The organism is Acinetobacter sp. A1-4-2 (assembly GCF_040233925.1).
Taxonomy (GTDB): Bacteria; Pseudomonadota; Gammaproteobacteria; order Pseudomonadales; family Moraxellaceae; genus Acinetobacter.
In genome coordinates, this window is sequence record NZ_CP157981.1 from 1,429,310 (window position 1) to 1,453,644 (window position 24,335).

General features: G+C 39.7%; 28 protein-coding genes. 17 read left to right on the forward strand and 11 right to left on the reverse strand.

Translation table 11 applies throughout. The annotated features are described in order from the left end of the window. The first annotated feature begins 198 nt into the window (after nucleotides 1-198). Complete coding sequence (lpxB, locus tag ABJ384_RS07125; protein WP_349929624.1) at nucleotides 199-1,392, forward strand: lipid-A-disaccharide synthase; 1,194 nt, start codon at nucleotides 199-201, stop codon at nucleotides 1,390-1,392. Between the two features lie 3 nt (nucleotides 1,393-1,395). On the opposite strand, the gene ABJ384_RS07130 is transcribed toward lpxB, so the two are convergent. Continuing rightward, nucleotides 1,396-2,319 (reverse strand): AraC family transcriptional regulator, encoded by a 924-nt coding sequence (locus tag ABJ384_RS07130; protein ID WP_349929625.1) that lies wholly within the window; start codon nucleotides 2,317-2,319, stop codon nucleotides 1,396-1,398. A gap of 191 nt (nucleotides 2,320-2,510) precedes the next feature. On the opposite strand from ABJ384_RS07130, the gene ABJ384_RS07135 reads away from it, so the two are divergent. From ABJ384_RS07135 to ABJ384_RS07170, 8 genes are all read left to right on the forward strand, one after another. After that, nucleotides 2,511-3,713, forward strand: a complete 1,203-nt coding sequence (locus tag ABJ384_RS07135; protein ID WP_349929626.1) for an alkane 1-monooxygenase — start codon at nucleotides 2,511-2,513, stop codon at nucleotides 3,711-3,713. Nucleotides 3,714-4,331: 618 nt separating this feature from the next. After that, entirely contained in the window at nucleotides 4,332-4,796 is a 465-nt protein-coding gene (locus ABJ384_RS07140) for a MarR family transcriptional regulator (RefSeq protein WP_086197423.1), read from the forward strand. 462 nt (nucleotides 4,797-5,258) lie between these two features. Next, nucleotides 5,259-5,726, forward strand: a complete 468-nt coding sequence (gene ybaK / locus ABJ384_RS07145) for a Cys-tRNA(Pro) deacylase (protein WP_349929627.1) — start codon at nucleotides 5,259-5,261, stop codon at nucleotides 5,724-5,726. Nucleotides 5,727-6,312: 586 nt separating this feature from the next. Continuing rightward, nucleotides 6,313-6,924: a 2'-5' RNA ligase family protein gene (locus tag ABJ384_RS07150; RefSeq protein ID WP_349929628.1), complete on the forward strand. Its 612-nt coding sequence runs from the start codon at nucleotides 6,313-6,315 to the stop codon at nucleotides 6,922-6,924. Then, the gene (gene cobU / locus ABJ384_RS07155) at nucleotides 6,921-7,439 is read left to right on the forward strand and encodes a bifunctional adenosylcobinamide kinase/adenosylcobinamide-phosphate guanylyltransferase (RefSeq protein WP_349929629.1); all 519 of its coding nucleotides are present in this window, start codon (nucleotides 6,921-6,923) and stop codon (nucleotides 7,437-7,439) included. The genes ABJ384_RS07150 and cobU overlap by 4 nt, the downstream gene beginning before the upstream one ends. Further along, nucleotides 7,439-8,491, forward strand: coding sequence for a nicotinate-nucleotide--dimethylbenzimidazole phosphoribosyltransferase (cobT, locus tag ABJ384_RS07160; RefSeq protein ID WP_349929630.1), 1,053 nt, complete (start codon nucleotides 7,439-7,441; stop codon nucleotides 8,489-8,491). The genes cobU and cobT overlap by 1 nt, the downstream gene beginning before the upstream one ends. A gap of 27 nt (nucleotides 8,492-8,518) precedes the next feature. After that, nucleotides 8,519-9,130, forward strand: coding sequence for an alpha-ribazole phosphatase family protein (gene cobC / locus ABJ384_RS07165; RefSeq protein ID WP_349929631.1), 612 nt, complete (start codon nucleotides 8,519-8,521; stop codon nucleotides 9,128-9,130). Beyond that, nucleotides 9,127-9,876 carry an adenosylcobinamide-GDP ribazoletransferase gene (locus ABJ384_RS07170; protein WP_349929632.1) on the forward strand — a complete coding sequence of 250 codons (750 nt, stop codon included), beginning with the start codon at nucleotides 9,127-9,129 and terminating at the stop codon, nucleotides 9,874-9,876. Before cobC ends, ABJ384_RS07170 begins: the two co-directional genes overlap by 4 nt. 67 nt (nucleotides 9,877-9,943) lie before the next feature. Here the strand turns inward: ABJ384_RS07170 and ABJ384_RS07175 are convergent, their stop codons facing one another. Both ABJ384_RS07175 and ABJ384_RS07180 read right to left on the reverse strand, forming a co-directional pair. Further along, nucleotides 9,944-10,636: an LrgB family protein gene (locus tag ABJ384_RS07175; protein WP_349929633.1), complete on the reverse strand. Its 693-nt coding sequence runs from the start codon at nucleotides 10,634-10,636 to the stop codon at nucleotides 9,944-9,946. 1 nt (nucleotide 10,637) lies between these two features. After that, on the reverse strand, nucleotides 10,638-11,072 hold the full coding sequence (locus ABJ384_RS07180) for a CidA/LrgA family protein (protein WP_349929634.1): 435 nt from the start codon (nucleotides 11,070-11,072) through the stop codon (nucleotides 10,638-10,640). Nucleotides 11,073-11,168: 96 nt separating this feature from the next. On the opposite strand from ABJ384_RS07180, the gene ABJ384_RS07185 reads away from it, so the two are divergent. Next, nucleotides 11,169-12,068, forward strand: coding sequence for a LysR family transcriptional regulator (locus ABJ384_RS07185; RefSeq protein ID WP_166171779.1), 900 nt, complete (start codon nucleotides 11,169-11,171; stop codon nucleotides 12,066-12,068). 187 nt (nucleotides 12,069-12,255) lie between these two features. On the opposite strand, the gene ABJ384_RS07190 is transcribed toward ABJ384_RS07185, so the two are convergent. From ABJ384_RS07190 to tusD, 4 genes are read right to left on the reverse strand one after another with little or no spacing between them, the layout of a single operon-like run. Continuing rightward, a complete protein-coding gene (locus tag ABJ384_RS07190; RefSeq protein ID WP_200224741.1) occupies nucleotides 12,256-12,567 on the reverse strand; it encodes a TusE/DsrC/DsvC family sulfur relay protein in 312 nt (103 codons plus the stop codon). Between the two features lie 13 nt (nucleotides 12,568-12,580). Beyond that, nucleotides 12,581-12,865 (reverse strand): DsrH/TusB family sulfur metabolism protein, encoded by a 285-nt coding sequence (locus tag ABJ384_RS07195; RefSeq protein ID WP_349929635.1) that lies wholly within the window; start codon nucleotides 12,863-12,865, stop codon nucleotides 12,581-12,583. A gap of 20 nt (nucleotides 12,866-12,885) precedes the next feature. Continuing rightward, the gene (locus ABJ384_RS07200) at nucleotides 12,886-13,236 is read right to left on the reverse strand and encodes a hypothetical protein (RefSeq protein ID WP_086197063.1); all 351 of its coding nucleotides are present in this window, start codon (nucleotides 13,234-13,236) and stop codon (nucleotides 12,886-12,888) included. 43 nt (nucleotides 13,237-13,279) lie between these two features. Further along, nucleotides 13,280-13,648, reverse strand: coding sequence for a sulfurtransferase complex subunit TusD (tusD, locus tag ABJ384_RS07205; RefSeq protein ID WP_349929636.1), 369 nt, complete (start codon nucleotides 13,646-13,648; stop codon nucleotides 13,280-13,282). A gap of 561 nt (nucleotides 13,649-14,209) precedes the next feature. Here tusD and ABJ384_RS07210 point away from each other — a divergent pair. The 6 genes from ABJ384_RS07210 to ABJ384_RS07235 all read left to right on the forward strand — a co-directional run bounded on the left by ABJ384_RS07210 (nucleotide 14,210) and on the right by ABJ384_RS07235 (nucleotide 20,284). Then, complete coding sequence (locus ABJ384_RS07210) at nucleotides 14,210-14,668, forward strand: DUF2147 domain-containing protein (protein ID WP_166171768.1); 459 nt, start codon at nucleotides 14,210-14,212, stop codon at nucleotides 14,666-14,668. A gap of 502 nt (nucleotides 14,669-15,170) precedes the next feature. Beyond that, on the forward strand, nucleotides 15,171-15,914 hold the full coding sequence (locus ABJ384_RS07215) for a glucose 1-dehydrogenase (protein ID WP_349929637.1): 744 nt from the start codon (nucleotides 15,171-15,173) through the stop codon (nucleotides 15,912-15,914). Between the two features lie 356 nt (nucleotides 15,915-16,270). Continuing rightward, the gene (locus tag ABJ384_RS07220) at nucleotides 16,271-17,278 is read left to right on the forward strand and encodes an SDR family NAD(P)-dependent oxidoreductase (RefSeq protein ID WP_180082189.1); all 1,008 of its coding nucleotides are present in this window, start codon (nucleotides 16,271-16,273) and stop codon (nucleotides 17,276-17,278) included. A 133-nt stretch (nucleotides 17,279-17,411) separates the two neighbouring features. Then, nucleotides 17,412-18,806 (forward strand): class II fumarate hydratase, encoded by a 1,395-nt coding sequence (fumC, locus tag ABJ384_RS07225; protein ID WP_349929638.1) that lies wholly within the window; start codon nucleotides 17,412-17,414, stop codon nucleotides 18,804-18,806. A 101-nt stretch (nucleotides 18,807-18,907) separates the two neighbouring features. Beyond that, nucleotides 18,908-19,399, forward strand: coding sequence for a hypothetical protein (locus tag ABJ384_RS07230; RefSeq protein WP_200224747.1), 492 nt, complete (start codon nucleotides 18,908-18,910; stop codon nucleotides 19,397-19,399). A gap of 282 nt (nucleotides 19,400-19,681) precedes the next feature. After that, entirely contained in the window at nucleotides 19,682-20,284 is a 603-nt protein-coding gene (locus ABJ384_RS07235; RefSeq protein ID WP_349929639.1) for a nitroreductase family protein, read from the forward strand. 90 nt (nucleotides 20,285-20,374) lie between these two features. On the opposite strand, the gene ABJ384_RS07240 is transcribed toward ABJ384_RS07235, so the two are convergent. Continuing rightward, nucleotides 20,375-21,571 (reverse strand): MFS transporter, encoded by a 1,197-nt coding sequence (locus ABJ384_RS07240; protein WP_349929640.1) that lies wholly within the window; start codon nucleotides 21,569-21,571, stop codon nucleotides 20,375-20,377. Then, the gene (locus ABJ384_RS07245; RefSeq protein ID WP_349929641.1) at nucleotides 21,568-22,005 is read right to left on the reverse strand and encodes a MarR family transcriptional regulator; all 438 of its coding nucleotides are present in this window, start codon (nucleotides 22,003-22,005) and stop codon (nucleotides 21,568-21,570) included. Before ABJ384_RS07245 ends, ABJ384_RS07240 begins: the two co-directional genes overlap by 4 nt. A gap of 231 nt (nucleotides 22,006-22,236) precedes the next feature. On the opposite strand from ABJ384_RS07245, the gene ABJ384_RS07250 reads away from it, so the two are divergent. Beyond that, nucleotides 22,237-22,350: a DUF2474 domain-containing protein gene (locus ABJ384_RS07250; RefSeq protein ID WP_131272799.1), complete on the forward strand. Its 114-nt coding sequence runs from the start codon at nucleotides 22,237-22,239 to the stop codon at nucleotides 22,348-22,350. A 127-nt stretch (nucleotides 22,351-22,477) separates the two neighbouring features. Here ABJ384_RS07250 and ABJ384_RS07255 read toward each other — a convergent pair whose 3' ends face one another. Both ABJ384_RS07255 and ABJ384_RS07260 read right to left on the reverse strand, forming a co-directional pair. Beyond that, nucleotides 22,478-23,032: a thermonuclease family protein gene (locus ABJ384_RS07255; RefSeq protein ID WP_180174512.1), complete on the reverse strand. Its 555-nt coding sequence runs from the start codon at nucleotides 23,030-23,032 to the stop codon at nucleotides 22,478-22,480. A 343-nt stretch (nucleotides 23,033-23,375) separates the two neighbouring features. Beyond that, nucleotides 23,376-24,293 carry a LysR family transcriptional regulator gene (locus tag ABJ384_RS07260; RefSeq protein ID WP_349929642.1) on the reverse strand — a complete coding sequence of 306 codons (918 nt, stop codon included), beginning with the start codon at nucleotides 24,291-24,293 and terminating at the stop codon, nucleotides 23,376-23,378. Between the last annotated feature and the right edge of the window lie 42 nt (nucleotides 24,294-24,335).

Consider the following 24,335-nt stretch of genomic DNA (forward strand, 5'->3'; position numbering starts at 1 on the left):
TGTTGATCTATGTCTGAAAAGATTTTAGAACTTCCTGCTGAAGCCATGTTTGTATCGAACTCAAATTTTTCCCCCAACACGGCAACTAAATTTATTGTTTTGCTATAGTTTGAAGAGATTAATGCTTAGTCATGTAAAGACAAAGGACTATGCTAAAATATTAAACTATTCAGCCGCAGGACGTATGGGGAAAAACACTTGCAAAATAGAAAACTAAAAATTGGGATGGTAGTTGGTGAGGTTTCAGGCGATACCCTTGGCGCTAAACTGATCCGTAGTTTTCGTGAGCAAGGCATAGATGCTGAATTTGAAGGCATCGGTGGTCCACAGATGATTGCTGAAGGTTTCAAAAGCTATTATCCGATGGATATTTTATCGGTCATGGGCATTGTGGAAGTTTTAAAAGATCTGAAAAAACTTTTCGCCGTGCGTGATGGTTTAGTTGATATCTGGAGCAAAGAGCCGGTGGATGTGTTTGTCGGGATTGATGCACCGGACTTTAATTTACGCTTATCTAAAAGCCTGAAACAGAAAAACTTACCGATCAAAACCGTGCAATATGTTAGCCCTTCAGTCTGGGCATGGCGTCAGGGACGGGTACATGGCATCAAAGCCAGTATTGATCTGGTACTTTGTTTATTTCCATTTGAGAAAACCTTTTATAAGAAATTTGATGTGCCAGCTGCTTTTGTCGGGCATCCATTGGCCAGTCAATTGCCTTTGCAAAACCCGCTGATTGAAGCCAAGCAAGAGCTGGGCTTGAACGTGGAACACAAGCACATTGCACTGTTACCGGGGAGTCGTCGTGGCGAAATTGAAAGACTGGGTCCTTTGGTGCTTGATGCTGCCAAAATCGTCAGTCAAAAACATCCTGAATATGTGTTTCTGATTCCTGCGATTAATGATGCACGTAAGCAGCAGATTGACGCATTGCTACAACAGTATCCTGCTGACTTGGTGGCTAAAGTCTGTTTGCTGGAAAATACTGATACGGAATCGAAAATTGGCCGTCAAGTGATGGATGCTTCCAATATTGTGGCATTGGCTTCGGGAACCGCAACTTTAGAAGCGATGTTGTTACATCGTCCGATGGTGACTTTTTATAAACTAAACTGGCTGACCTATCATTTGGTCAAATTCCTGATCAAGATTCCGTATTATTCGTTGCCGAATATCATTGCCGGGAAAAAGGTCATTCAGGAACTGATTCAGCATGATGCCACCCCTGAAAATCTGGCTGCTGAAATTGAAAAACTGATAAACGTTGAAACCGCACAAATTCAGGCCATGCAGCACATTACCATGCACAAGCAGCTGCTTTCAGGCAATAGTGAGGATCCGGTTCAGGCTATTCTGAATACCTTGAATGCAGGCACATCTGATCAAGTCTGATTTTTATTGGAACTGCTGGCGATATTGGCTTGGGGTTAAATTAAACAGGCGTTTAAAGGTTTGACTAAAGGCCGTTTCAGAAGAATAACCGACGCGATGGGCAATTTGCTGTATGGATAATTGCCCTTCACGCAGATGTTGTGAAGCCAAACGAAAACGGTATTGCTGTAAATAGGCCAAAGGCGTTTCACCTACGATACTGCTAAATAAGGTGGCGAACTTGGAACGGGACATACAGCATTGTTCAGCCAAATTTTCCACTGTCCAGGCCTGATCAGGCTTACCATGAATGGCCGCCAAAGCATTGGCGAGTTCGGTATGGGAAAGAACCCGTAGCCAGTTATTTGAATCCTGTAACTGGGCAATATAATCGCGTACACATTCAATAAATAGAATACTGACCAGATGATCGAGGATTTTGTCGCGACCCGGACGAATTTGATAGGCTTCTACAGCCAAAAAATGTAATCCGATTTGTAGCCATTCAGGGGCTGCACTGCCGGTAATATGCTGAATATGAATATAGTCGGGCAGGGCATTCAGTAAGGGACGTGCCATAATGGTATCAATATGACAGCGGATCGCCAGAATCAGTGCCGGTTCACCGCTGGTACTTCCAAACTCGATGGTTGCCTGCCTTTTTTTATCGAAAAGACCGGTAATATTAAGTGCTTCAACCAGATTGTCTTTATTATTACTTCGGCAGGTATGGTTTTGCCCTGAAGGAATTAGGATTAAGTCTCCCGCTTCAAGCTGCAGCATTTTCTTTGATTCAAATTGTATGGTGAGACTGCCTACCAGAACCACATAGCCAATCATGGCATCCTGTTCCTGATAAGCATAAGCCCAGTGACCTTGCGGTTTTAAATAAATATATTCAGATTTATTCAGATGAATATCGTCAAAAATTTTACTTAAGGCATCCATGTCTTATCGTTCTGTCATCATTGAATAAAAATTATAAAATTCTGGATTTATGCCAGCATGTGTTTTTAGGTCAAAAATTGGCTAAATATGCCAAGGACGTTTGCATAGCTTTTTTGGACGTTTACAACTGTTCTTGAGGACCTATTTCTAGAAATATAACGTTAGAACAAAAAATAGGGAAGATCGCCAGCATGAATGCACCAGTAAATTTAAATCAAACTACAATTCAGCCCTTAGCCACTGCTTCAGGTTTAGCCCTCGATAAAAAACGTTATTGGTGGTTGCTGAGCCCCGGTTTACCGGTGATCGGTATGGGGATTTTGGCTGGCTATCAGTTTGGTCCTAAAGCCACAAAAAAAATCTTTGCTTTGGGCGGACTTTTATTGCTGCATGTGATTATTCCAACGGTTGATGCTCTTGTGGGCGATGACAGTAATAATCCCGGCGATGAAGAAATCAAGTTACTTGTAGCAGACCCTTATTATGACCGCATTGTGAAACTGTTTATTCCTTTGCAGATGGCAGCCAATCTTTTTGCCGGTTATGTGGTGAGTCGTAAAGAAACTTCTTTTATCGATCAGATACTGCTCGGTATTTCCATGGGCGCGATTAATGGTGTCGGTGTAAACACGGCACATGAGTTGTCGCATCGACCACATAAAAAGGATCATTATCTTGCCCATGCGACCTTAACACCACTGTTTTATAATCACTTTCGTGTTGAACATCCTTATGGACACCATAAGCGTGCGGCAACGCCTGAAGATCCTGCTTCTTCGAAAATGGGTGAAACTTTCTATGAGTTTTGGCCAAGAACGGTATTTGGTGGAATTAAATCGTCCATTGAAATTGAAAACAACCGTTTAAAACGTAAAGGCTTGTCTTTCTTTAGCAAGGAAAATGAACTGTTTCAAGGCTGGGCGATGAGTGCCGGTTTTCATGCCACTATGCTGAAATTATTTGGCAAAGACGTGATTCCTTATTTGGCCACACAGGCATTTTATGGCATCAGTTTGTTTGAAATTATTAACTATATTGAACATTACGGTTTAATGCGCGATAAAAAGGAAGATGGGACTTACACACGGACCATGCCTGAGCATAGCTGGAACAATAACAATATTACTACCAACCTGTTTTTGTACCAGTTGCAGCGTCATTCCGATCATCATGCCTATCCGACACGTCCATTTCAGGCTTTACGTCACTTTGATGAAGCACCTGAATTGCCGAGTGGTTATGCCACCATGTTATTACCAGCTTTAATTCCATCGCTCTGGTTTAAAATGATGGATAAACGTGTATTCGAGCATTATAAGGGTGATTTAAGCAAAGCCAATATTCAGCCGAAACGCCGTGCCAGCATATTCAAGAAGTTCGGTGTGTCTTTATAAAGTATTCTGGGCTGTTCTATTTGGAAATTTTCTATCAATAAGTATATTTCAAAAAGTACTCATTTTTACAGTGATGGAAAATTTCCCGTTCTTTTTTGAAGAACATATATGAATGATCTTGATAGTTTGGATGTAAAATTCATCATTTTTGTACGTTATGGCGCACAAGAATTTAAGAATTTAAGAATTTAAGAATTTAAGAATTTAAGAATTTAAGAATTTAAGAATTTAAGAATTTAAGAATTTAAGGATTTAAGGATTTAAGGATTTAAGGATTTAAGGATTGGTGTAATAGATTTTTTCCCTATGATCAAATCATACAGAAACAGGAAGTTCAGCAATAAAAAAATAAATAGAAGTAAAGAAAAAATTCTTAGATCAGCAAGGTGATGTACGACAGGAGTCAGATCTAAGCATCAAATACGAAAAGGCCCGACATGATATCGGGCTTTTATTTTATACAAATTTTGTAGATTTTTTGCACAATTTATGGGAGACTTAATTTTTGAATGAGCAATAAAAATAATTTAATATGTATTGCTAAAAAAAATGACTTTAAATAAAATTTGGAATATTAAAATAATTTAAATTAAAACAATAAGTTAGAGGTTTTTTGACATGACAAGAAAATACAGTAAATTTTTTTCTGCAGCATCTGAGTTTAATCTGGATAATTTTCCATACTACTGGATTACTCAAGTACATTCTCAATATGTTCAGAATGTGGATCATGCGTTAAAAAAATATGGTTTAGACAATTCTCGTCGGCGTATCTTGTTGGCTTTAAAGTCCAAGCCCAATGCGAGTGTATCCGAGCTATCCGAGATGCTGATTTTTAAGATGTCGACGACTACGAAAATTATTTATCGTCTAAAAGATGAAGGCTTGGTACATACTTATTGTTGTGAAGACGATGCGCGAATTACCCGTGTCGTTTTAACCCATATGGGCGAGCAAATGGTACAAAAAATTAACGATCTGAGTCATATTGTTTTAGATCAGTCTTTTGAAGGTTTGACCCCGTTGCAAATTGAAAAAATGTTAGACAGTCTTAAACTTATTTTCAGAAATTTAGCTCATTAATTGTAATGTGATCAAAAAGCGTGGATGTAATATCCACGCTTTTTATCAACTGTTGTAGGATCTACTTTTTAAAACTAAAAAGCCATATTTTTAACAGTTTTGATTTAAACCTGAGTATCGCGCTATAGCAGGTTGCTAAGATAAAGCCAGTTTTTCAAGTAAAAGTATATTAATTAGAGAAACAAGTAAAGGAAGACCAATACCCAACATCACAATAACCGCTTGTAAAGAAATGCGTCGTCTAGTCGACAGTAGAATAGGGAATCACCTCAGCCTTGCTTAGGGTTAGATTTTAGTCACGTCCATACTTCGGTTTTAAAATATAAGTCCTAAAATGATTTTTTAATGTTTTTGTAGAGTCACGTGATTTAAAAGATGAATCTAAAATAGCCTAAGCAATCTAAACATTCGTTTCTAAAGGGCATATAATTTACTTATCTCGTTATTAATATCCTCAAAAAAATGACACCAGCTTGCAAAGTTTTAAAATCCAATAAAATTGAATTTTCTATTCATGAATATGAACACGATACCAATGCAAAAAGCTTTGGTCTAGAAGCGGCCGAGAAACTTTGGCTCAGTGTTGAAGAAGTCTTTAAAACTTTATTGGTCACCGATGACAAGAATTACTTTGTCGCCGTTTTACCAGTGAATCATCAATTAAATTTAAAGAAAGTGGCAGCGGCTGTAGGCTGTAAAAAATTACAGATGGCCGATCCTAAAAATGCCGAACGCTTAACAGGTTATCTGGTCGGTGGAATTAGCCCGGTTGGACAGAAAAAACGTTTAAAAACAGTGATTGATGCTACGGCACAGCAATTGCCAAAAATATATGTTAGTGGTGGTAAAAGAGGTCTGGATATTGGCATAAAACCACAAGATTTAGCTCAGGTTCTAGGTGCACAATTCGTAGATGTACTGGACTTATAAAAATTTATTTAAATGCTGCTAATCAGCTCTAAAGAAATTTAGGGCTTTTTTATGGAGATTTTAGTGATTGGCCGTACTGCCCTAAGATACGATTAAATATGGCTCGGTTTGTACTAACTAAAATAAAGGACTTACCACAATAGATGTGAATGCCAATATGAAAGTTGGTTTTAGGAACTTGTGATTGAGTGTTTATAAGTCTGGAGGAATTATAAATCTGTGTATAGTCATGCTGTGGTTTGTATCAGTAGCATAAAAGTTATCCCTATTATTTTTTGCCGTGATTAATGCTGGGATTGATGCTCTGCTTTATATTAAAGTTATGGTTCAGGAAAAAAAGGATCGTTAAATCATGAGGATATAACAGGCAGCTAAAGATACATCAGGCTAATATCGAGGTGAGGGATACACAGGGCTATTGGGCTATAAAAATAACCGTTTGCATCAGGAATATGCTTGATGAACTGAATAAATTTCAGCATAGGCTGAATATTGTTAAGCCAATGCTTTATTCAATTGCATCGAATTCATGGTTAAATAACGTGATTGAATTTAATGTGAATTTTACGTGTTTCTAAAGCCTTCAATGCCAGTTGTGCCCACGCTTGCACAGGACTATCCTGAGTGGCATAAGGGGCGCACGGATTATTCACTCTGGTATCTGGAAATCCAGTCGCCTGAATTGCTGCATTATTTACACCATCTGCGTCAACACTTTTCCGACCTGCTGTACACGCCAAATACTCGCCAGTTTCATATTACCTTGTTTATTTGCGGATTTCTGACCACTCACCAGCAGGCTTGGGATGACGATTTTAGTCAGCAACAATTACAACAGCAAATTGAACTTTTAAACCGGGAAAAAAAATCTTCATTTAAACTAAGGTCCGGATGCTTAAATAGTTTCGAAAGTGCGCTTTTTATTGAAATTGAGGATATTGAAGGAAGCCTGGCCGAGATTCGTCAACAGTTATATACCTGTTCAGCAGAAGTCGCACCATTGCAATATTGTCCTCATATCACTTTGGGACTATATAAAGACCATATTAATAGCGATGCGGTTTTTGAGCGCATGCAAAATATTCCACAGCAGCAATTTGAATTTCAGATCCAGCAATTAACTTTTGGGACCTACCATCCCCAAACCTTGCAGGGGCCATTAACACCATACCATCAAGTTATTTTGGGTGATGCATGATTCAACTCATTTTAGGCGGCGCCCGTTCCGGCAAAAGTCGTCTGGCGGAACAAGTCGCAAAAGATTCAAATCTTAAAGTGGCATATATTGCAACGGCACAAGCTTTAGATACGGAAATGCAAGAACGTATTCATCATCATCAAGCACAACGTCCAGCGCATTGGGCGGTGATTGAAGAACCTTACTCACTGGCGGAGAGATTACAGAAAATTGACGTAGCAAATCAGCTGATCCTCGTCGATTGCCTGACCTTATGGATGACTAATCTGTTAATGCATGAAAATCCTGAATTACAGATGCATCAATGCCAAAAGCTGCTGGATATTTTACCGATATTAGAGTCAGACGTTATTTTAGTCAGTAATGAAACTGGACTGGGCGTTGTTCCCATGGGTGAGATCAGCCGCAAGTTTGTAGATGAATCTGGCCGCTTACATCAGCAACTTGGAAAAATTGCCGATAAGGTGATTTTTTGTGTAGCTGGTTTTCCCATGATTTTAAAAGGAGAGAAATAATGAACTGGTGGTTAGATGCGTGTAAAATGCCAAGTGCAGAAGCCCGACTACAGGCTGCAGAGCGTCAATTACAGTTAACCAAACCAACTGGTTCACTTTCTGAACTGGAAAATGTTGCGATTCAGTTGGCCTGTTTGCAAAACAATCAGCGCCCGAACATTGATAAACCGTGGATTACCATTTTTGCCGGTGACCATGGCGTGATGGAAGAAAACATTTCAGCCTATCCGCAAGCGGTAACTCGCCAAATGCTGCAAAATTTCACCAGCGGTGGAGCCTGTATTAGCGTAATTGCCAAGGAATACAATGCCAGACTGCAAGTGATTGACTGTGGTTCAGTCGGTGATGCCTATGAATATGCAGGCGTTGAACGTTATTGCATTATCCCGGGTACGGCCAACTGTGCCAAACAAGTGGCCATGACTGAAGAACAATGTATAGACGCTTTAAATCTTGGTCGTAAAAGTGTAGAGGAGGCAGTTGCAGAGGGTGCTTCAATCTATGTGGCTGGGGAAATGGGTATTGGCAATACCTGTTCTGCTTCTGCTGTCGCCTGTTTTTTACTGAATGAGCCTGCTGAGCAACTGACCGGTGTAGGGACAGGGATCGGTGAAGAACAGCTCAACCATAAGAAAAATGTCATTAACCGTGCGATAGCATTACACCAGGAATATGTAGGCAGTGATGCATTTAAAGCCTTATGTGCCGTGGGAGGTCTGGAAGTGGCTGCAATGGTCGGGGCTTATATTCGCTGTGCACAACTGGGCTTGCCTATGGTGGTCGATGGCTTTATCACTACAGCATCTGCATTGGTAGCGGTACGATTAAATCCTGCCGTACGTGAATGGATGCTGTTTGGTCACCAATCGGCTGAATATGGTCACCAACGTTTACTGCAAGAACTGAACGCCAATCCTTTATTGAAACTGAATTTACGCCTGGGAGAAGGCAGTGGTGCTGGTGCAGCTTTAGGAATCATCAAGTTGGCATGCAGCCTGCATAACAATATGGCGACTTTTGCCGAAGCCGCCGTGACAGGTGAAAAAGTTTAATCTGTCTAGATTTAAGGATGATTTAAGATGTACAGGATTGATCTGCTGCGTCATGGTGAGACCGAGCTGAGCCATACTTTGCGTGGCTCGACCGATGATGCCCTGACAGATTCAGGCTGGCAGCAAATGCATCAAACGGTAGATCAATTCTTAAAAAATCATGCGTCTATTCAACCTTGGGATGCTGTGTTTAGTTCGCCTTTGCAGCGCTGTGCTTTATTTGCAGATGAAATTGCCAGCAATTTAAAGCTTGAACTTATTCTAGATCGAAATTTGCAGGAAATGCATTTTGGCGATTGGGAAGGGGTTTCTACGCAAGAGATCTATGAAAAGCAGCCGGAGGCATTGGCGCAGTTCTGGGAAACTCCAACCCGATTTAGCCCACCCAATGCAGAAACAATGCAGCAGTTTCAGCAGCGTATTTTAAATGCGCTGCAACAAATTCAAGGTTCCATGCAGCGAAATCAATTTGCACATGCAATGGTGGTCACGCATGGCGGGGTGATTAAACTGTTAAAATGTCTGGCATTCAATCAACCCTTGGACAATATTTTAAAAATGTCTGCTGAACTGGGGCAATTCAATCATTTTATTCTGCATGATGATTTAAGCATTGAATATGTGGAGCAATCAGCATGACGCCATTTTTTATTGCACTGCAGTTTTTAACGACATTTCCAGTTCAATTAAAACAGATGCCGAGCAAACAGCAAAATGCTCAATCTTTGCTGTTTTATCCTGTGATTGGACTGGTGATTGGACTGATTTTATTTGCACTTGCCCATCTTTTACAGGCGATCCCCGTCATTTTATTAAGCAGTGTGATTTTAGTTGTGTGGATCTGGCTGACTGGTGGTTTGCATCTGGATGGACTGGCAGATACTGCTGATGCCTGGGTTGGTGGTTTTGGTGATCCTGAACGTACCTTAGCTATTATGAAAGACCCGAGCTGTGGACCAATTGGCGTGCTCAGTTTGATCATCCTGTGCCTGCTGAAATGGTCGGCACTGTATGTATTATTGCAACAGCAATTCTATTCAGCCCTGATTTTATTTCCGCTATTAGGACGACTGGCACCGTTATTTTTATTTTTAACTACCCCTTATGTGCGCCAAAAAGGTTTAGGCACTTCAATTGCAGAATTTATTCCGAAAACTGCCGCCCTTATGGTATGTGTATTAAGTTTACTTACATCGCTTTATTGGGGATGGGCTGGAATGCTGTGTGCTTTATCTATGCTAGGTACATTGATTTATTTAAAGCATAAATTTATCCAGCGTATTGGAGGAATTACCGGTGATACGGTAGGCGCGAGTATTGAAATTTGCGAGGCGGTGAGTCTTTTGAGCTTCATTGTAGCGAGTTTTTATTTAATCATTCCATGATTAAAAAGAGGAAGTGAGCAGCCTGATCACCTAAACAGCATCACTTCCGTATCATGGGCATTGTCACTTATAAATAAGTGACAACCATGGAAATAATTGCCGGTCCCAACAGCACCATAAATACGCCTGCAAGCACCATGGTCAGACAGGCCACCACACCTTCCTCACGATGCCGCATAAAGGCTTTACTGGTACCAAAACCATGTGCCGCATTACCAAAAGACGCGCCTTGAGCAAAGCGTGAATTGAGCTTGAGTGCAAGCAGGAGCATATCTCCCATCGCAACGCCAGCAATCCCGGTAATCATGGTAAATAAAATCACCAGTTCAACCGAACCACCTATATGGGAAGTGAGTTCCATGGCAAAGGGCGTGGAAATGGAACGGGCCATTAAACTGTAAGACGTAGTCTGATCAAAATGAAATAATTTTGCCAGATAAAATGCGCTGATCACACCGGCAATCATGCCCACCACAATGCCTAAACCAATCGACAAGGCATGTGCTGTAATGACTTTGCGATATTCATAAATCGGAATGGCAAAGGCAATGGTCGCAGGTCCCAACATCCAGATCAGCCATTGATTTTCCAACATATAGGTATCATAGGAAATATTGAACGCCAGCATCAATATCACCAGAATAAGAGGCACAAAAATACCGGGTGCCAACAGCATGTAGGGATATTTTTTATGCAGTTTTTTAGCCAGTACATAACAGATGAGTGTCCCGAGAAAACATATAAGCGCAGTCAGGTTCATATTATTTTCCCTGTTCTAACAGGTGTCGGGATTGTGATTTATGCTTTAAACGGGCTTCCAGTTTAAAGCCAAAATATACGCTATAGGCTGTAGCCAGCATCACACAGAAAGTGCCGATCACGACTGATAAAATCAGTTGCCAGCCCTGAGTTAAAAGCAGGTCTTTATATTTAATGATGCCGACTACACAGGGAATAAATAACAAGACCAGTTCACCGAGAATAAAATCTGAACCTGTTTTAATCCATTGCAGTTTAAACAGGCCACTCAGTAAAGCCATTAACACCAGTAACAGGCCAATAACTCCGGCAGAAACCGGTAAATTGAGCGCATGTTGTATCAGTGAGGAAATCCACCAGATGAAGATCAGCAGACTGAGCTGTAATATCACCTGAGCAATATAAATTGATGGAGCAGAATGTGAAGAAGTAGACATAATCAGAAAATATAAAAACTTGTAGGTATTTTAAATTTGACCATGTGTTCATATTATGAATAATAAAAAAAAGATTATGCATAAATGGAATGATAGGTGGATATTAAGAGTCTGAGCGTATTCGTTAAAATTGTGCAATTGCAAAGTTTTACCCGAACAGCAGAGGAGATGTGTGTGACCCAGCCCACCATCAGTAAGACCATACATCACCTGGAACAGGAAATTGGTGTGGCTTTATTTCACAGGGGGGATGCCGGTCGTAAACGTGATGTTGCCTTAACCTATACTGGTGAACAAGTGTATCAACATGCTTTGGTCATACTGGAACAACAGCAACGTATTTTTGAAACAGTGGCTAAAATCCGGCAACTCAAACAGGGCAAATTAACGCTGGGTTTACCGCCATTAGGTTCAGTTTTACTTAGCAGTTTAATTGCCAAGTTTCACAAGCAATATCCGCATATCGAATTAAGTTTTCTGGAAGTCGGTGCAGCTGCGATTGAAGATGCCATTTTGGCGAAAAAAGTCGATGTTGGCATTTTACTGGGACATTTAAAACCTGTACTGAGCGGTATTCCTATTATGGATTCACCTTTATGTTTGCTTTCTCGAAAAGATACCCAGTGGAAGAATCGACAAACCGTAAAATTGATTGAATTAAAAGAAGAGTCTTTTTTACTTTATGATGATTCCTTCACTTTAAACAATATGATTATTCAGGCAGCAAATTACGTCGGTTTTGAACCGCATGTGGTTTGTAAAAGTAGCCAATGGGACTTTATTGCCAAAATGGTCGAGTCGGATGTAGGGATTGCTTTGTTGCCAAAAATTTATTGTGAACAGCTGGATCAGGAGAAATTTAACATCAGTCTGCTGGAAAGCCCTCATCTAAACTGGACGCTGAGCATGGCCTGGAATACCACCGTTGCCATGAATCCGGCAACACGGGCATGGTTAAAAATTATTGAGGAAAATCGGGATAAAATTCACTTTTAAAAAAATTGGTTGGCAGTAGATTGTAAAATATGCATAAAAGCTGTGGTCATAAAATGATCCCGTGACGGGTATGTTCTGAGTGTCATGAAACGCTGCATGCCAGGCAGGTTAAAGCTGAATTGACGCAACATGATTATGCCTATCGGGAACAGCACAAAATATCATCCTAAATCTTTTCCTTCAGGATTTATAGACAATTCGGCGGTTTAGGAATACCGGCCAGACGGCTTAAATGACGTGCCACCAGACCGGTCTTAAATTGCTCTTGCAAGACGGCATTATTGATATCGGCACTGACGGTTTTCATCAGGAATTTGATCAGTGGACGGGTGGCCGGTGAATGTCCAAACTGTTGATAGAACTGGCGTACTGCATGCAAAACTTCAAAATGCCACGCTGTAAGTTGCAGCTCCAGAGAGTTTGCCAACTCTTGAGCAACCGCTTCATTCCAAATAGTGTAATCGACTAAGTGACCATCTTGATCGAGTTCTAAATTCATCATTAATCTCAAATTAGTTCAAGCGAATACAGCGGCTATGGTTCAGGCAAATATCTGCAAATTCTGCATAAGAAATCAGCTGTAAATTTTTGGTTGTTTGTCCCGCCAGGATTTCCGCATCGGTGTCCAGTACATACACCTTGTTCAATGATTGCAGAAATGAATGCTGTAGTTGCAGGACCGATTCACCCATCATCACAACCGTATCTTTAGGGCTATAAACCTGTTGCAATTTGCTCAAAACATTCGGGGTTGCTGAAAAAGTACTTTGCACCAAATATAAGCTTTTATTCGACATAATCAGTTTACTCTTCAACTTTACCAGTACAGTACAAAATCAAAACTTTGAATGAAATCAGGATTTAACTCAACAAATTCAATATCCTGTTGAGCATTGGCTACAAAGTGTGAATGTTGATGTTTGTTTTCAATCAAAATCGGGCTAAGGTCATAAAACTCAAAGCTATCGACCATATTGGATGCCACTTTAAAGGCATGTTTAAGCTGATCAAATGGCAGTTCGGCATTGAGTAAACTTAAGGCCGCGTCTTGTAGTAAAACTTTCACTTCACAGCCAAAAGTTGCCAGTACCATCGTGGCAGACAGACTTTCATGTACCTGCAGATTGGCCAGATTGGCTTGGGTCAGAATAACGAGTACAGATTTCACACAATTTACCTTTTAAAAGCAACAAAGACCAAAAAATATCGTCTTAGAATTGAATTAGACGTTGTGTTGATTGCACTGCATCGGCAAGTTCACCCAGACCAACCAGTTCAAAGCCTTGTGCAAGATTGTGTTGGCTAATTTGATGTCGTTTGGCATTTTCTTCATCGCTAATACCACGCGCCAAAGCAGCACTCACACATACTGGTAAGCGAATTACCAGTTTTTGCCATTCTTCAGTCAGGTTACGCTGATCATCCGGAACCCATTGCAGGGCATTCGCTACAGCGACACCGTCCTGATAGAAGAACACGCGAAATGGCTGGTTTTTTGCGTGCAAGGCCTGAGCCAGACCTAGGGCATGCCAGGCATAGATCGAGGTTGGAGCGGAGGTAATTAGTAATAAGGTACTCATCGAAATTCACTTGAAGAATGCCCAATCCAATATTGATGCATCCAAACTTCATAAGAAAAGGGTAGTATACAATGATTTTAGGTGGTATCTAAAGAATTCAGAACTTAATGTTAAAATTATTTCAAAAATAATTATTTAAAAACAATGTTTTATTTGGGTTTGTGAAAATTAAAAGTCATAAAACCTGTTTTTTATCTGCATGAAATTCCCTATATTTCCTTCCTTTTTTCACATTATTGGTAAAATAAAAAGTAATCTGAACCAGATCTACACCAATGCTGGCCTTTTCAAAAGAAGACCCATCACTGGGATAGGTTGGGTAGCGTTACTTCATTATTACATGTCATGGTTTTCTTTGATTTTGGCTTGATAGTAAGGTAAGTGAACGTTGTAAAAATGATGATATCTTGATTTTAATCTTTGATTAATTTTGGGAATAGCTAGCAGATATATATTTAAATCTAATGAAATTAATGTCTTAATAGAAAAATAATTGTTATACTCTCGCCAATTTTGAGCACAGCCGTGCTTATTTATTTCTTTGAATTGTAAATACTTTTTATGAACCGTAAATTTTTTGCTGCTACTGCATTATTTTTTGGGCTAATCAATCCATTAGCCGCTATGCCATTCGATCCGTTAATTGGCACTTGGAAAGTTATTGATGATCGTACTGGTTATTATGTTTCAGACATCGTGATTCGCAAGAATTCTAAAACACAACAGTACAGTGCTGTCATTACTAAAAATCGATCTTTACCTGGTGTTGCAAGTTCTGAAGTATGTAGCAAATGCCAAGGTGAACTGAAGAATCAGCCAATTTTTGGAATGGAAGCTCTTAAAGGTCTGGTTGCTGATACTAGCAATAAACAATTTAACAAGGGTATTTGGATTAATACGCAGGATGGACGTGTATATGATATTGATGCCAGTTTAAATGCTGCTGGAGACCAAATGAAAGTCAATGGTAAAGCTAAAAGTGCCAATGTAACTAGCATCATGACTTGGAAGAAGCTCTGATATAATTCTCAAGTGATTATTTTTATTGGTAAATAAATTATAAGCAAGAATAGGCAAAAGAAACCCATCACAGGGATGGGTTTTGGGAATTAGTGCTACTTAGTTATTACAGGTCTTACCTTCGAATCCGACCTTGCCTATAAAATAGCGAAAGTTTATTTCAGAAATAAGAAACCCACCGAAGTGGGTCTGTGCGATCGAATACTATCCGTAGTATTTGATCATTAAGGTATGCTTAATATATTACTATTTTATTTAAGCTTGTTTAACAACTAGGCGTATAGAATTTTTGGTGGTGTTTCAAAAAGTATGCTGGCGTTAAACAAACTCATTTTTAGTTCAATATAGAGAATGTACTGTATGACTTTAGTTAGATCAATATACTAAAAATATGTTGAACTCATGCAGAATAGTATTATAGACCCAGTCTCAACAAAGAATTGAGATGCTGAACATTACAAAGTCTTGCGACTTATGCTTAAAATTAGAAATGGAAAAAATTATGTCAAATAAATTCAATAATAAAGTGGCCTTAGTTACTGGAGCGGGTTCTGGTATTGGCAAAAGTACCGCTATGCTTTTGGCTCAACAGGGCGCAAGTGTGGTGGTTTCAGATATTAACCTGGAAACTGTTCATCAAGTTGCTAATGAGATCGTGTCTTTAGGTGGGAAGGCTGTAGCAAATAAAGCCAATATAGCTGAGCCTGAAGATATGAAAGCAGTGGTTGAATTTGCTGTTAGCATATATGGTGCACTGCATTTAGCATTCAATAATGCGGGAATTCTGGGGGAGCTTAACCCAACTGCAGAATTGAGCATTGATGGGTGGCATCGTGTACTTGATGTTAATCTAAATGGGGTATTTTATAGTATGCATTATGAGATTCCTGCAATATTGGCTGCAGGAGGTGGAGCGATTGTTAATACCTCTTCAATTGCAGGCTTAATCGGGTTTAAAAATATTCCCGGCTATGTGGCTGCAAAGCATGCTATTACCGGATTAACAAAAGCAGCGGCATTGGAATATGCGGATCAAGGTATTCGCATTAATTCAGTACATCCAGGTTATATTAAAACGCCTTTAAGTGCTGAAATTGATGAGGTAGAGATGGTGAAATTACATCCGATTGGTCGAGCAGGCAATCCGGAAGAAGTTGCTCAGGTCGTTGCCTTTCTGCTCTCTGATGATGCTTCATTTGTGACTGGCAGTCAGTATGTAGTTGATGGTGCATATACTTCACAATAAAAAACAACAAAGATGGCTATGTGTGTCTAGTTGTTTGGCTAGGATCATGTCTTATCGTGTGTTCTATGTAAAAGTATTCCCATGGTTTCATTTTTATTCCTCTTGATGAGTTTTATCATTCATTGAATAAGTTTTTTATTTTTTTCATAAACAATATACAGTTCATAGCCATAACTCCAACACATTCAATATTCCAAATCTTTAAGATGGTGTTATAGTGCTCTTGCAGATTTAGCCGACTCAAGAGAATTTTGAGTCGGTTTTTTGCTTTTAATATCTGTGGATAAGTTGCTGTAAACACCAAAATTACACCAATGAATTGCAAGGTACTGATTATTATAAGGAGTATCTATACAATGATTTTAGTGACTGGTGGTTTAGGCTTTATAGGCTCACATATTGCGTTAAGCCTGATGGCTCATGGACAAGAAGTCATCATTGTTGATAATTTATCCAATGCAACTTTACAAACCTTAGAACGACTTGAGTACATTTCCGGCATGTATGTGCCTTTTGTCAAAATTGACATCCGTAATACACCAGCCTTAAACAAAGTTTTTGAACAATATTCTGTAGAAGCCGTCATTCACACTGCCGGTTTTAAATCGATAGAAGAATCTGCGCTTAAACCGCTGGAATATTATAACGATAATGTCAGTTGTATTATGAGTTTGCTGCGATCTATGCAGCGTACAGGCATTCGAACCTTAATTCACTTATCCAGTCTGGCGGTCTATGGTCAGTCCAGCTTAATTTTGAGCGAAGATACGCCATTTAATTATTCCTACCCCAATCCCTATATCAAATCGCAGCAGATGACGGAAGAAATTATCCGTGATACGGCACTGACCGACAATGAATGGAAAATTGCCATTTTAAGATTGTGCAATATTGCCGGAGCTTTTGAACATGGCGTTCTTGGAGAATTTGTGGCGCCATTGCCGAAAAATATTATTCCACTGGCTTTACAGGTTGCAGCGAAAAAACGTGATTATATTGAACTGCGACAGCAAGCCCAAACCCTGGACCGTACCGTTGAGCGCAGCTTTTTGCATGTATTGGATTGCTGTGATGCCATTTTAGCGACTCTACAATGGTTAAGGACTCAGCCTTATACCTGTGATGCCTTTAATATTGCAGGGCAAAATATGTCTATCCGTGCCTTGCTCAGTGAAGTTTCGAAAGTCACCCAGACTGAAATCAAAACCATGGATGCACCGTTTTATACTTATGCAGAACTGGATCAGGTGGGAGCGACCTCAGGTAAAGCCCATGAAATTTTAAAATGGCAACCTAAACGCAGCATTACCCAAATTATTGAAGATGCCTGGCGTTTTTATCAACAAACCCTGAAGGGAAATTAAAGCAGCATGCAATTAGAAAATATATGCAAATAATAATCATTTAAAATTAAAACATGTTTGATTAAGATCAGTAAATATGTCAAAACTATTGAATTGGTTTAAATCATAAAACGACATGGATATGAGGTGGAGAATGCAAACACGTATTGAACATGACACCATGGGCGAGGTAGAAGTTCCAAGTGAAGCAATGTGGGGTGCGCAGACACAGCGTAGTTTGCAAAACTTTAAGATTGGTCAAGAACGTTTACCCCGACCGATGATTCGGGCAATGGGCTTGGTCAAAAAAGCGGCCGCCATGACCAATGCCGAGTTAGGTCAAATTCCTCATGAATTGTCACATTATATTGTCAATGCTGCAGAAGAGGTGATTTCTGGAAAGTGGGATAGCCAGTTTCCATTGGTGGTGTGGCAAACTGGTTCAGGTACGCAAAGCAATATGAACTGTAATGAAGTCATTGCTAATATTGCCAACCAGAGACTGGGTAATCCTTTGGGTTCTCAAAAGCCGGTCCATCCCAATGACCATGTCAATCGTGCACAATCGACCAATGATTCTTTTCCGACAGCCATCCATGTGGCTGCAAGCCTGCAAATCAATGAATTGCTGATTCCTGCCGTACAACGTTTACGCGATACTCTAGAGGCTAAATCTCAGGCATTTTCCGACATTGTCAAAATTGGACGTACCCATTTACAGGATGCAACGCCCTTAACGCTCGGGCAAGAGTTTAGTGGCTACGTGTCACAACTGGATCATGCCTTAAAACGTCTGCATTATGCTTTACTGGGTTTATATGAGTTGCCTTTGGGGGGCACAGCAGTTGGAACAGGTTTAAATGCACATCCGGAGTATGCAGTAAAAGCTGCAGCACAGTTAGCTAATTTAACCGGTTTGCCATTTGTAACGGCTTCGAATAAATTTGAAGCTTTAGCTGCGCGTGATGCTGCGGTATTTGCCTCTGGGGCTTTAAAGACGTTGGCAGTGAGTTTAAATAAAGTTGCCAATGATATTCGCTGGTTGGCCAGTGGTCCGCGCTGCGGTTTTGGTGAAATCCGTATTCCTGAAAATGAGCCAGGTTCAAGCATTATGCCCGGCAAGGTCAATCCAACCCAAAGTGAAGCCATGACCATGGTGGTGGCACAGGTGCTGGGGAATGATACGACTATTAATGTCGCCGGAGCTTCGGGCAACTTCGAGCTGAATGTGTTTATGCCGGTCATTGCATTTAACCTGTTGCAATCGATTCAACTGTTGGGCGATGCATGTAACAGCTTTAATGATCATTGTGCCGTTGGCATTGAGCCCAACCGCGAAAAAATTGATCATTTCCTGCATAATTCACTGATGTTAGTCACTGCTTTAAATCCGGTGATTGGTTATGAAAATGCTGCTAAAGTGGCAAAAACAGCATACAAGGAAGGCAAAACCTTAAAACAGGTCGCGGTCGAATTGAACCTGGTCACTGCCGAACAGTTTGATGCCGTGGTAATTCCGGAAAATATGGTTTCACCTAATGTGAAATAGCCATCTAAAGGTTGGAACAGCTATCAATTGATCATCAGTGGTTTTTATCTGGGGCATATATGCGTACAATAGTCCTAGAAATTAACTGCTGATGATTGATTATGCTTGACGTTTATTTAACAGATGTTCAGAAAAAGGTGCAATTTAAGGATTATCCGGGTGAGCATCCTGTTAAATTTATTTTGAATTTTAAAAAGATTTTTCCGAGTGTGATGGAATTATTGCTTCCGGTTCTGCCTGGCGATGAAAATCTGGATGAAATGACCTGGGAATCGACCACTGAAGATTTCGAATTGTTCAAATTATTACTCAGCGGCTGGGGCGTGATTGAATTACGTTTAAATGCGATTTCTCAATTTAAAAATAAAAACTATGCCGATCAGCTAGTCAAAACTGCACAGCAAAAGCGTAAAGAGTTTGCGAAAAACAACCATCAATTGAAAACTGTAGAACTCGATTATCTGTTTATGCACGAAATTCATGCACTGATTGATGCAGAACTGGTTGAAATTGGTGAAAAATTCTATTTGCCCACACTGCGTGATCTGTGGAAACACAAAGTTCCGCAAAATGTGTTAAATGCTAAATTTTAGAGTAGTCTAAAAAGCGATCATAATCCTCCAAATATTGGGGGATTTTTTATGAGTGTTTTATATGTAAAAAGACAGACTTAAACGAGCTATCCGCTTCTATATAAAAAATTAAAGATTTAATTATCAATAAAATGTACTAGAAATTGGAATTATTATTGCATATGGTAAGACAGCAATACATTTACCTAAATATTGTTATAAAAGTAGATATTTCACATTTTATTAACAGTGAGGGTAGATTGTTTCAAATTTTCGCGAAGAAATATCACAGGATTTCATTGAATGTCAAATCAGTTTTTAGATTTAATTAAGAAACGCCGTACCATTTATGCAGTCGGTAAAAATGTAGAGCAAAGCCCAGAGTATTTAACTGATTTGATTAAACATGCGATCAAACAGAGTCCATCCTCTTTTAATTCGCAGTCTTCACGTGCCGTGATTTTGTTTAATGCCGAGCACGAAAAATTTTGGAATTTTGTCAAAGAAAAACTCAAGTCTTATGCCAAAGATGAAGAAAGTGCAGCAAAAACCAGTGCCAAAATGGACAGTTTTGCCGCAGGTGTGGGTACCGTTTTATTCTTTGAAGACATGGATGTGATTAAAGGTCTGCAAGAGCAGTTCCCGTCTTACGCAGAGAATTTCCCGATCTGGGCAGAGCACTCAACAGCGATTGCCCAGTTCGCAACCTGGACAGCCTTACATACTGAAGGTTTAGGCGCTTCACTTCAGCACTATAACCCGATCGTGGATGAACAGGTACATGCTGAATGGGATATTCCAGCCTCCTGGAAACTGCGTGCCCAGCTGGTCTTTGGTTCAGTAGAAGGTGAAGCCAAAGATAAAGCTTATATAGATGATGCAACGCGTTTTAAGGTATTTAAGTAATTCATAATTTTTCGAAATCCCCTTTATAAAAGGGGATTTCATATATTTTAGCCAATGGTTTTAATTTTTCCCGGCGGTATCGGAAAATGATTAAACGGTTTTATTTCTCATTTTATGTTCATGTAGCACATAGTAGAAACCAATACAGATCAAAGCTGCAATCGCGCTATACATATACAGCTGCGCGTAATTGATATAATCCAGTGCCATACCAATAAAGTAGGGACCAAAACCAAGACCTGCATCGAGGAAAATGAAGAATGTCGAGGTAGCAAAGCCCATACGGTCCAGCGAGGTACTTTTCACAGCAACAGTCTGACAAACTGACTGAATGTTGCCATAGCCCAGACCGAGCAAGCCTGCACAAATCAACAAGGTCATTGGACTATGTGCCTGACTAAGCAGATACAAGGCCAGTGCCATAATGATAAATGCAGGATACATAATGATATTTTCACCTTTACGATCCATCAGTGGGCCAGTAAATGGACGTGAAAATAAAATCGCAATCGCATACATTAAGAAGAAGAAAGAAGCTGTTTCAACCAGATCAATTTCTTTGGCATAGAAGTTAATAAAGGATAAAACTCCGGAATAACAGATAGATGCCAATAACATGATGATAGAGATTGGTAAGGCTTTTATTTCAATAAACTGGGAAATGAAACTCGGTTTTTTCACATTGACTTGAGTTTCAATGGTTTTGGGGTGTTGTGGCAAATTAGGTACTTCAATTAGCAAAGCCACGATTAAACAGCTCATAGCGACCATGCTAGATAAGGCGAAAATCGCAGTATAGCCGACGTGCAGCATCATCCAGATGGCCAGAAACGGGCCAATCGCAGTACCCAATGTACTGCTCATGCTGTAGTAACCAATCCCTTCACCGCGACGGGTCGGCGGTAAAATTTGCGCGATGATGGTGCCCAATACAGTCGATGCCATACCCATCATAAAACCATGCATGAAACGCACACCCAGCAAGGCAGCGACATTCATGGGAATAAAATAGAATCCGGAAAAAATCAAAAATCCAATTAAACCCACAATCATGGTGGTTCTGTGACCAAAACATTCTAGAAACTTACCAACAAATAAACGACCAATCAGCGTACCGACGATAAACAGACCCGAGACCAAACCAGCTTGTGCCGTAGTTGCACCAAGCTCAGCAACTGCGTAGCCGACAATAACCACCACCAGCAGATAAAAGGTCAGAACCAGCTGAAAGTTAATCGAGCTAACAAGAATAAAATTTCTTGTCCATAAGGGCGTATGTTCACTCATGATTGACCACCTTTCATTTCTTGCAGATGATCCATAAGTTTATGTAGCGTGTTTAAGGTACTATTTTGAGCAGCCTGATCTAAGGGCAATAGCAGCCGTTGTTCAAACAGGTCCAGTTTTTCAGAGCACGCGGCAAAAAGTTGTTGACCTTTAATGCTTAGAATCAGTTTTTTTTGTCGTTTATCTTCTGTATCGACCTGATCCAAAACTTCAAGTTGCATCAGTGCATGAATCCGTTTTGCAATCGAAGGTTTGGAAACATTCAAGTATTCAGCAATGTCAATAGAGGTACAGCCTTGCTTAAGCTGTATGACATACAGCACCTGCCACAATGAATAATTCAGCTGATGTGGAAGCAAAATAGTATTGATTTCATCACTCATTAAACGCGCACAGCGCAGTAAAGAAGCACGAAAGTTAAGTCGATTTGGCATAATAGTTAGCTAGGGTAACTAAATTGAGATAACTTTACGCCTGTTGAGTTGATTGTTCAAGTATTAGTCAGGGAGCAAGAATGATTTATTCTGAAAATGACAGAATCATATTAAGACACTTCAATTCTCAGTAATAAGTTGCATTTCAAAATTATTTATACCGGTTTGTCTTACTGGGTGTTCCGCGACAAAGTGCGCATTGGTGATGAAGGCTATCATTAAGGAGTAAATATGAAACTTTCACAGATGCAGTGGTTTATTGTGTTGTGGCTAGGTGGATTTTTTGCGTTAGCATTGATTGCTGGAGCATTCCGACTGCTTGTTCAACTGGCTTATTATCTTTAATTGTTGATAATAAATTTTAAAGTGGTTTGTTTTAAACAAGCCACTTTATTATTTAACCCGCCAGAGTAATCCATGAGATCAAACTCGAATCTATATTTGAAGATAATGATTTATCTGTTCTGAAATTCTATTTATTTCGCTTACGATAAACACTAGGGCGTACCGGATGCGAATTTTTCCATAAGCCTTTTTTCTGCTTCTTGGCCTGAAGTTGTAGAGCTAACCATTTCTGTTTTTGCGTCGGGTTTTTAATATATTCCTCATACACCCATGCCGCGCCGCGTTTGACCAGTTCCTGATTGATATTTCGTCTAAAACGGTAAATGACGCCAACGCAGCGCCCATAGCGATCGACATCGGTAATCTCGACACGAACCAGTTTGTAATACACCATTTTTTTAACCAGACGCTGAGATTCCTTGCCATAGGTTTGTGTTGATTCGGGAGCATCAATATAGGCAAAACGTAGTTTGGTTTCTGAGCGACGCAAGTTATAGCGCGTACAGGTAATGGTATCGCCATCACTCACCGCAATGACTTTGCACCAGTATTTTTTTCCTTTTTTAAACGGTTTAAATACATCGGTAAGGAAAGCGTGAATTTTGCGGAAGATAAAAAACAGCACTGCACAAAGCAGCATGCCCAAGATAATGAGCCAAACAGGGGAGAGATTTGCCAACATAGATAAAATTTGTGGAATTTGACTTGAAAATACCAGTCCAGATTCAACAATAAAAAGATAAAAAATGAGCTGCTATATTAATGGAAATCCTCAAAAATAATGGCTTGAGAAATAGTCAAATAGCATTAAAAGCCTTGCCAGTTCAGCATTTCGGTTATTTATTCAGTAAAAGGTGATATCTGCATAAAAAATCATTCAGATCCATAATAAATACTCAAAATAGCCTAAGCATTTATCTTTTACTATGCAAAAAATGAGTCATAAAACGCTTCCTTTCTGAGATGAAAGCTGTTGATTGTACTTATAAATAGCCTAAGCAGAATAATAGATCCATTAAAATAGCCTAAGTAAAAATTTTGGTTATTTCGCTGCGCAAAAATTGATGACGCGAATTTCCTTCCAAATCTTTATGCCAATACATCCCCAAAGTAATTAGCGGCAAGTCCACAGGCACTGCAAAAATATTTAATGTAGTAGAAACTTGTAAATGACTAAGCAAATTTTGAGGAATAGTTAAAACGGATTGAGGGTTTTGTAGCAAAATCTGTAAAGCGGTTGAATAATGTTGGCAACGTAAAAAAATCTGTCGCGACAGTTGTTTGCGGTTTAAATATATATCTTCAACCAAAACTCCAGTTCGGCGTGATGAAACCCCAATATGTGGGGCAGCGAGATAGAACTGTTCCGTCATTTCAGGTTGCTGCGTACATACCACAAATTGATCTTGTACCAGTTTCTGAAATTGAATTTTCTCACCGAAGTTTTGTTCCAGATCAATGACAAAGTCTATTTGCTGGGTGACGAGGTCTGTGACAAGCGTTTTACGGTCTAATTTGCTACTGAAAAATTGAATCTCTAGATTTAAGCCCTGAAAATGCTGAACCAGTTTAGGAAAAATCATCGGTTCAATTTCATCATGGACCGCAATTTTCAAACTTTGGACCATGCTTGGTTCAAAACGCTGCTTTTGCATTGAAATATTTTGAATGGTAAACAGCGCATTTTTAATTGCAGGATAAATCTGCTCGGCAAACGGTGTGGGCAACATTTTACTGCCAGCACGTGAAAATAAATCATCCTGCAAATGCTGTCTTAAACGCTGTAAGGCATGACTGGCGGCCGATTGACTGATACATAAAATCTGCGCGGCTTTGGATATGCTTTTTTGTTCATAAACTGCAATAAATAAGGGATATAAGTTAATGTCTATACGATGAAAAACACTCAGGTCAATCGCGACTTTATTATGAATACTATTCATAGTGTGATATTGAATTAAATCATTTTATTCATAATAGTTTTC

Bases quoted from the DNA above. Each gene is read 5' to 3' on its own strand.
- fumC (WP_349929638.1), top strand. From the start codon at position 17,412: ATGCAAACACGTATTGAACATGACACCATGGGCGAGGTAGAAGTTCCA.
- ABJ384_RS07195 (WP_349929635.1), bottom strand. From the start codon at position 12,865: ATGTCGAATAAAAGCTTATATTTGGTGCAAAGTACTTTTTCAGCAACC.
- cobT (WP_349929630.1), top strand. From the start codon at position 7,439: ATGAACTGGTGGTTAGATGCGTGTAAAATGCCAAGTGCAGAAGCCCGA.
- ybaK (WP_349929627.1), top strand. From the start codon at position 5,259: ATGACACCAGCTTGCAAAGTTTTAAAATCCAATAAAATTGAATTTTCT.
- ABJ384_RS07245 (WP_349929641.1), bottom strand. From the start codon at position 22,005: ATGCCAAATCGACTTAACTTTCGTGCTTCTTTACTGCGCTGTGCGCGT.
- ABJ384_RS07235 (WP_349929639.1), top strand. From the start codon at position 19,682: ATGTCAAATCAGTTTTTAGATTTAATTAAGAAACGCCGTACCATTTAT.
- ABJ384_RS07140 (WP_086197423.1), top strand. From the start codon at position 4,332: ATGACAAGAAAATACAGTAAATTTTTTTCTGCAGCATCTGAGTTTAAT.
- ABJ384_RS07170 (WP_349929632.1), top strand. From the start codon at position 9,127: ATGACGCCATTTTTTATTGCACTGCAGTTTTTAACGACATTTCCAGTT.
- ABJ384_RS07215 (WP_349929637.1), top strand. From the start codon at position 15,171: ATGTCAAATAAATTCAATAATAAAGTGGCCTTAGTTACTGGAGCGGGT.
- ABJ384_RS07130 (WP_349929625.1), bottom strand. From the start codon at position 2,319: ATGGATGCCTTAAGTAAAATTTTTGACGATATTCATCTGAATAAATCT.
- ABJ384_RS07180 (WP_349929634.1), bottom strand. From the start codon at position 11,072: ATGTCTACTTCTTCACATTCTGCTCCATCAATTTATATTGCTCAGGTG.
- ABJ384_RS07190 (WP_200224741.1), bottom strand. From the start codon at position 12,567: ATGAATTTAGAACTCGATCAAGATGGTCACTTAGTCGATTACACTATT.
- cobU (WP_349929629.1), top strand. From the start codon at position 6,921: ATGATTCAACTCATTTTAGGCGGCGCCCGTTCCGGCAAAAGTCGTCTG.
- ABJ384_RS07260 (WP_349929642.1), bottom strand. From the start codon at position 24,293: ATGAATAGTATTCATAATAAAGTCGCGATTGACCTGAGTGTTTTTCAT.
- ABJ384_RS07210 (WP_166171768.1), top strand. From the start codon at position 14,210: ATGAACCGTAAATTTTTTGCTGCTACTGCATTATTTTTTGGGCTAATC.
- ABJ384_RS07240 (WP_349929640.1), bottom strand. From the start codon at position 21,571: ATGAGTGAACATACGCCCTTATGGACAAGAAATTTTATTCTTGTTAGC.
- tusD (WP_349929636.1), bottom strand. From the start codon at position 13,648: ATGAGTACCTTATTACTAATTACCTCCGCTCCAACCTCGATCTATGCC.
- ABJ384_RS07135 (WP_349929626.1), top strand. From the start codon at position 2,511: ATGAATGCACCAGTAAATTTAAATCAAACTACAATTCAGCCCTTAGCC.
- ABJ384_RS07250 (WP_131272799.1), top strand. From the start codon at position 22,237: ATGAAACTTTCACAGATGCAGTGGTTTATTGTGTTGTGGCTAGGTGGA.
- cobC (WP_349929631.1), top strand. From the start codon at position 8,519: ATGTACAGGATTGATCTGCTGCGTCATGGTGAGACCGAGCTGAGCCAT.
- ABJ384_RS07175 (WP_349929633.1), bottom strand. From the start codon at position 10,636: ATGAACCTGACTGCGCTTATATGTTTTCTCGGGACACTCATCTGTTAT.
- ABJ384_RS07220 (WP_180082189.1), top strand. From the start codon at position 16,271: ATGATTTTAGTGACTGGTGGTTTAGGCTTTATAGGCTCACATATTGCG.
- ABJ384_RS07150 (WP_349929628.1), top strand. From the start codon at position 6,313: ATGCCAGTTGTGCCCACGCTTGCACAGGACTATCCTGAGTGGCATAAG.
- ABJ384_RS07255 (WP_180174512.1), bottom strand. From the start codon at position 23,032: ATGTTGGCAAATCTCTCCCCTGTTTGGCTCATTATCTTGGGCATGCTG.
- ABJ384_RS07230 (WP_200224747.1), top strand. From the start codon at position 18,908: ATGCTTGACGTTTATTTAACAGATGTTCAGAAAAAGGTGCAATTTAAG.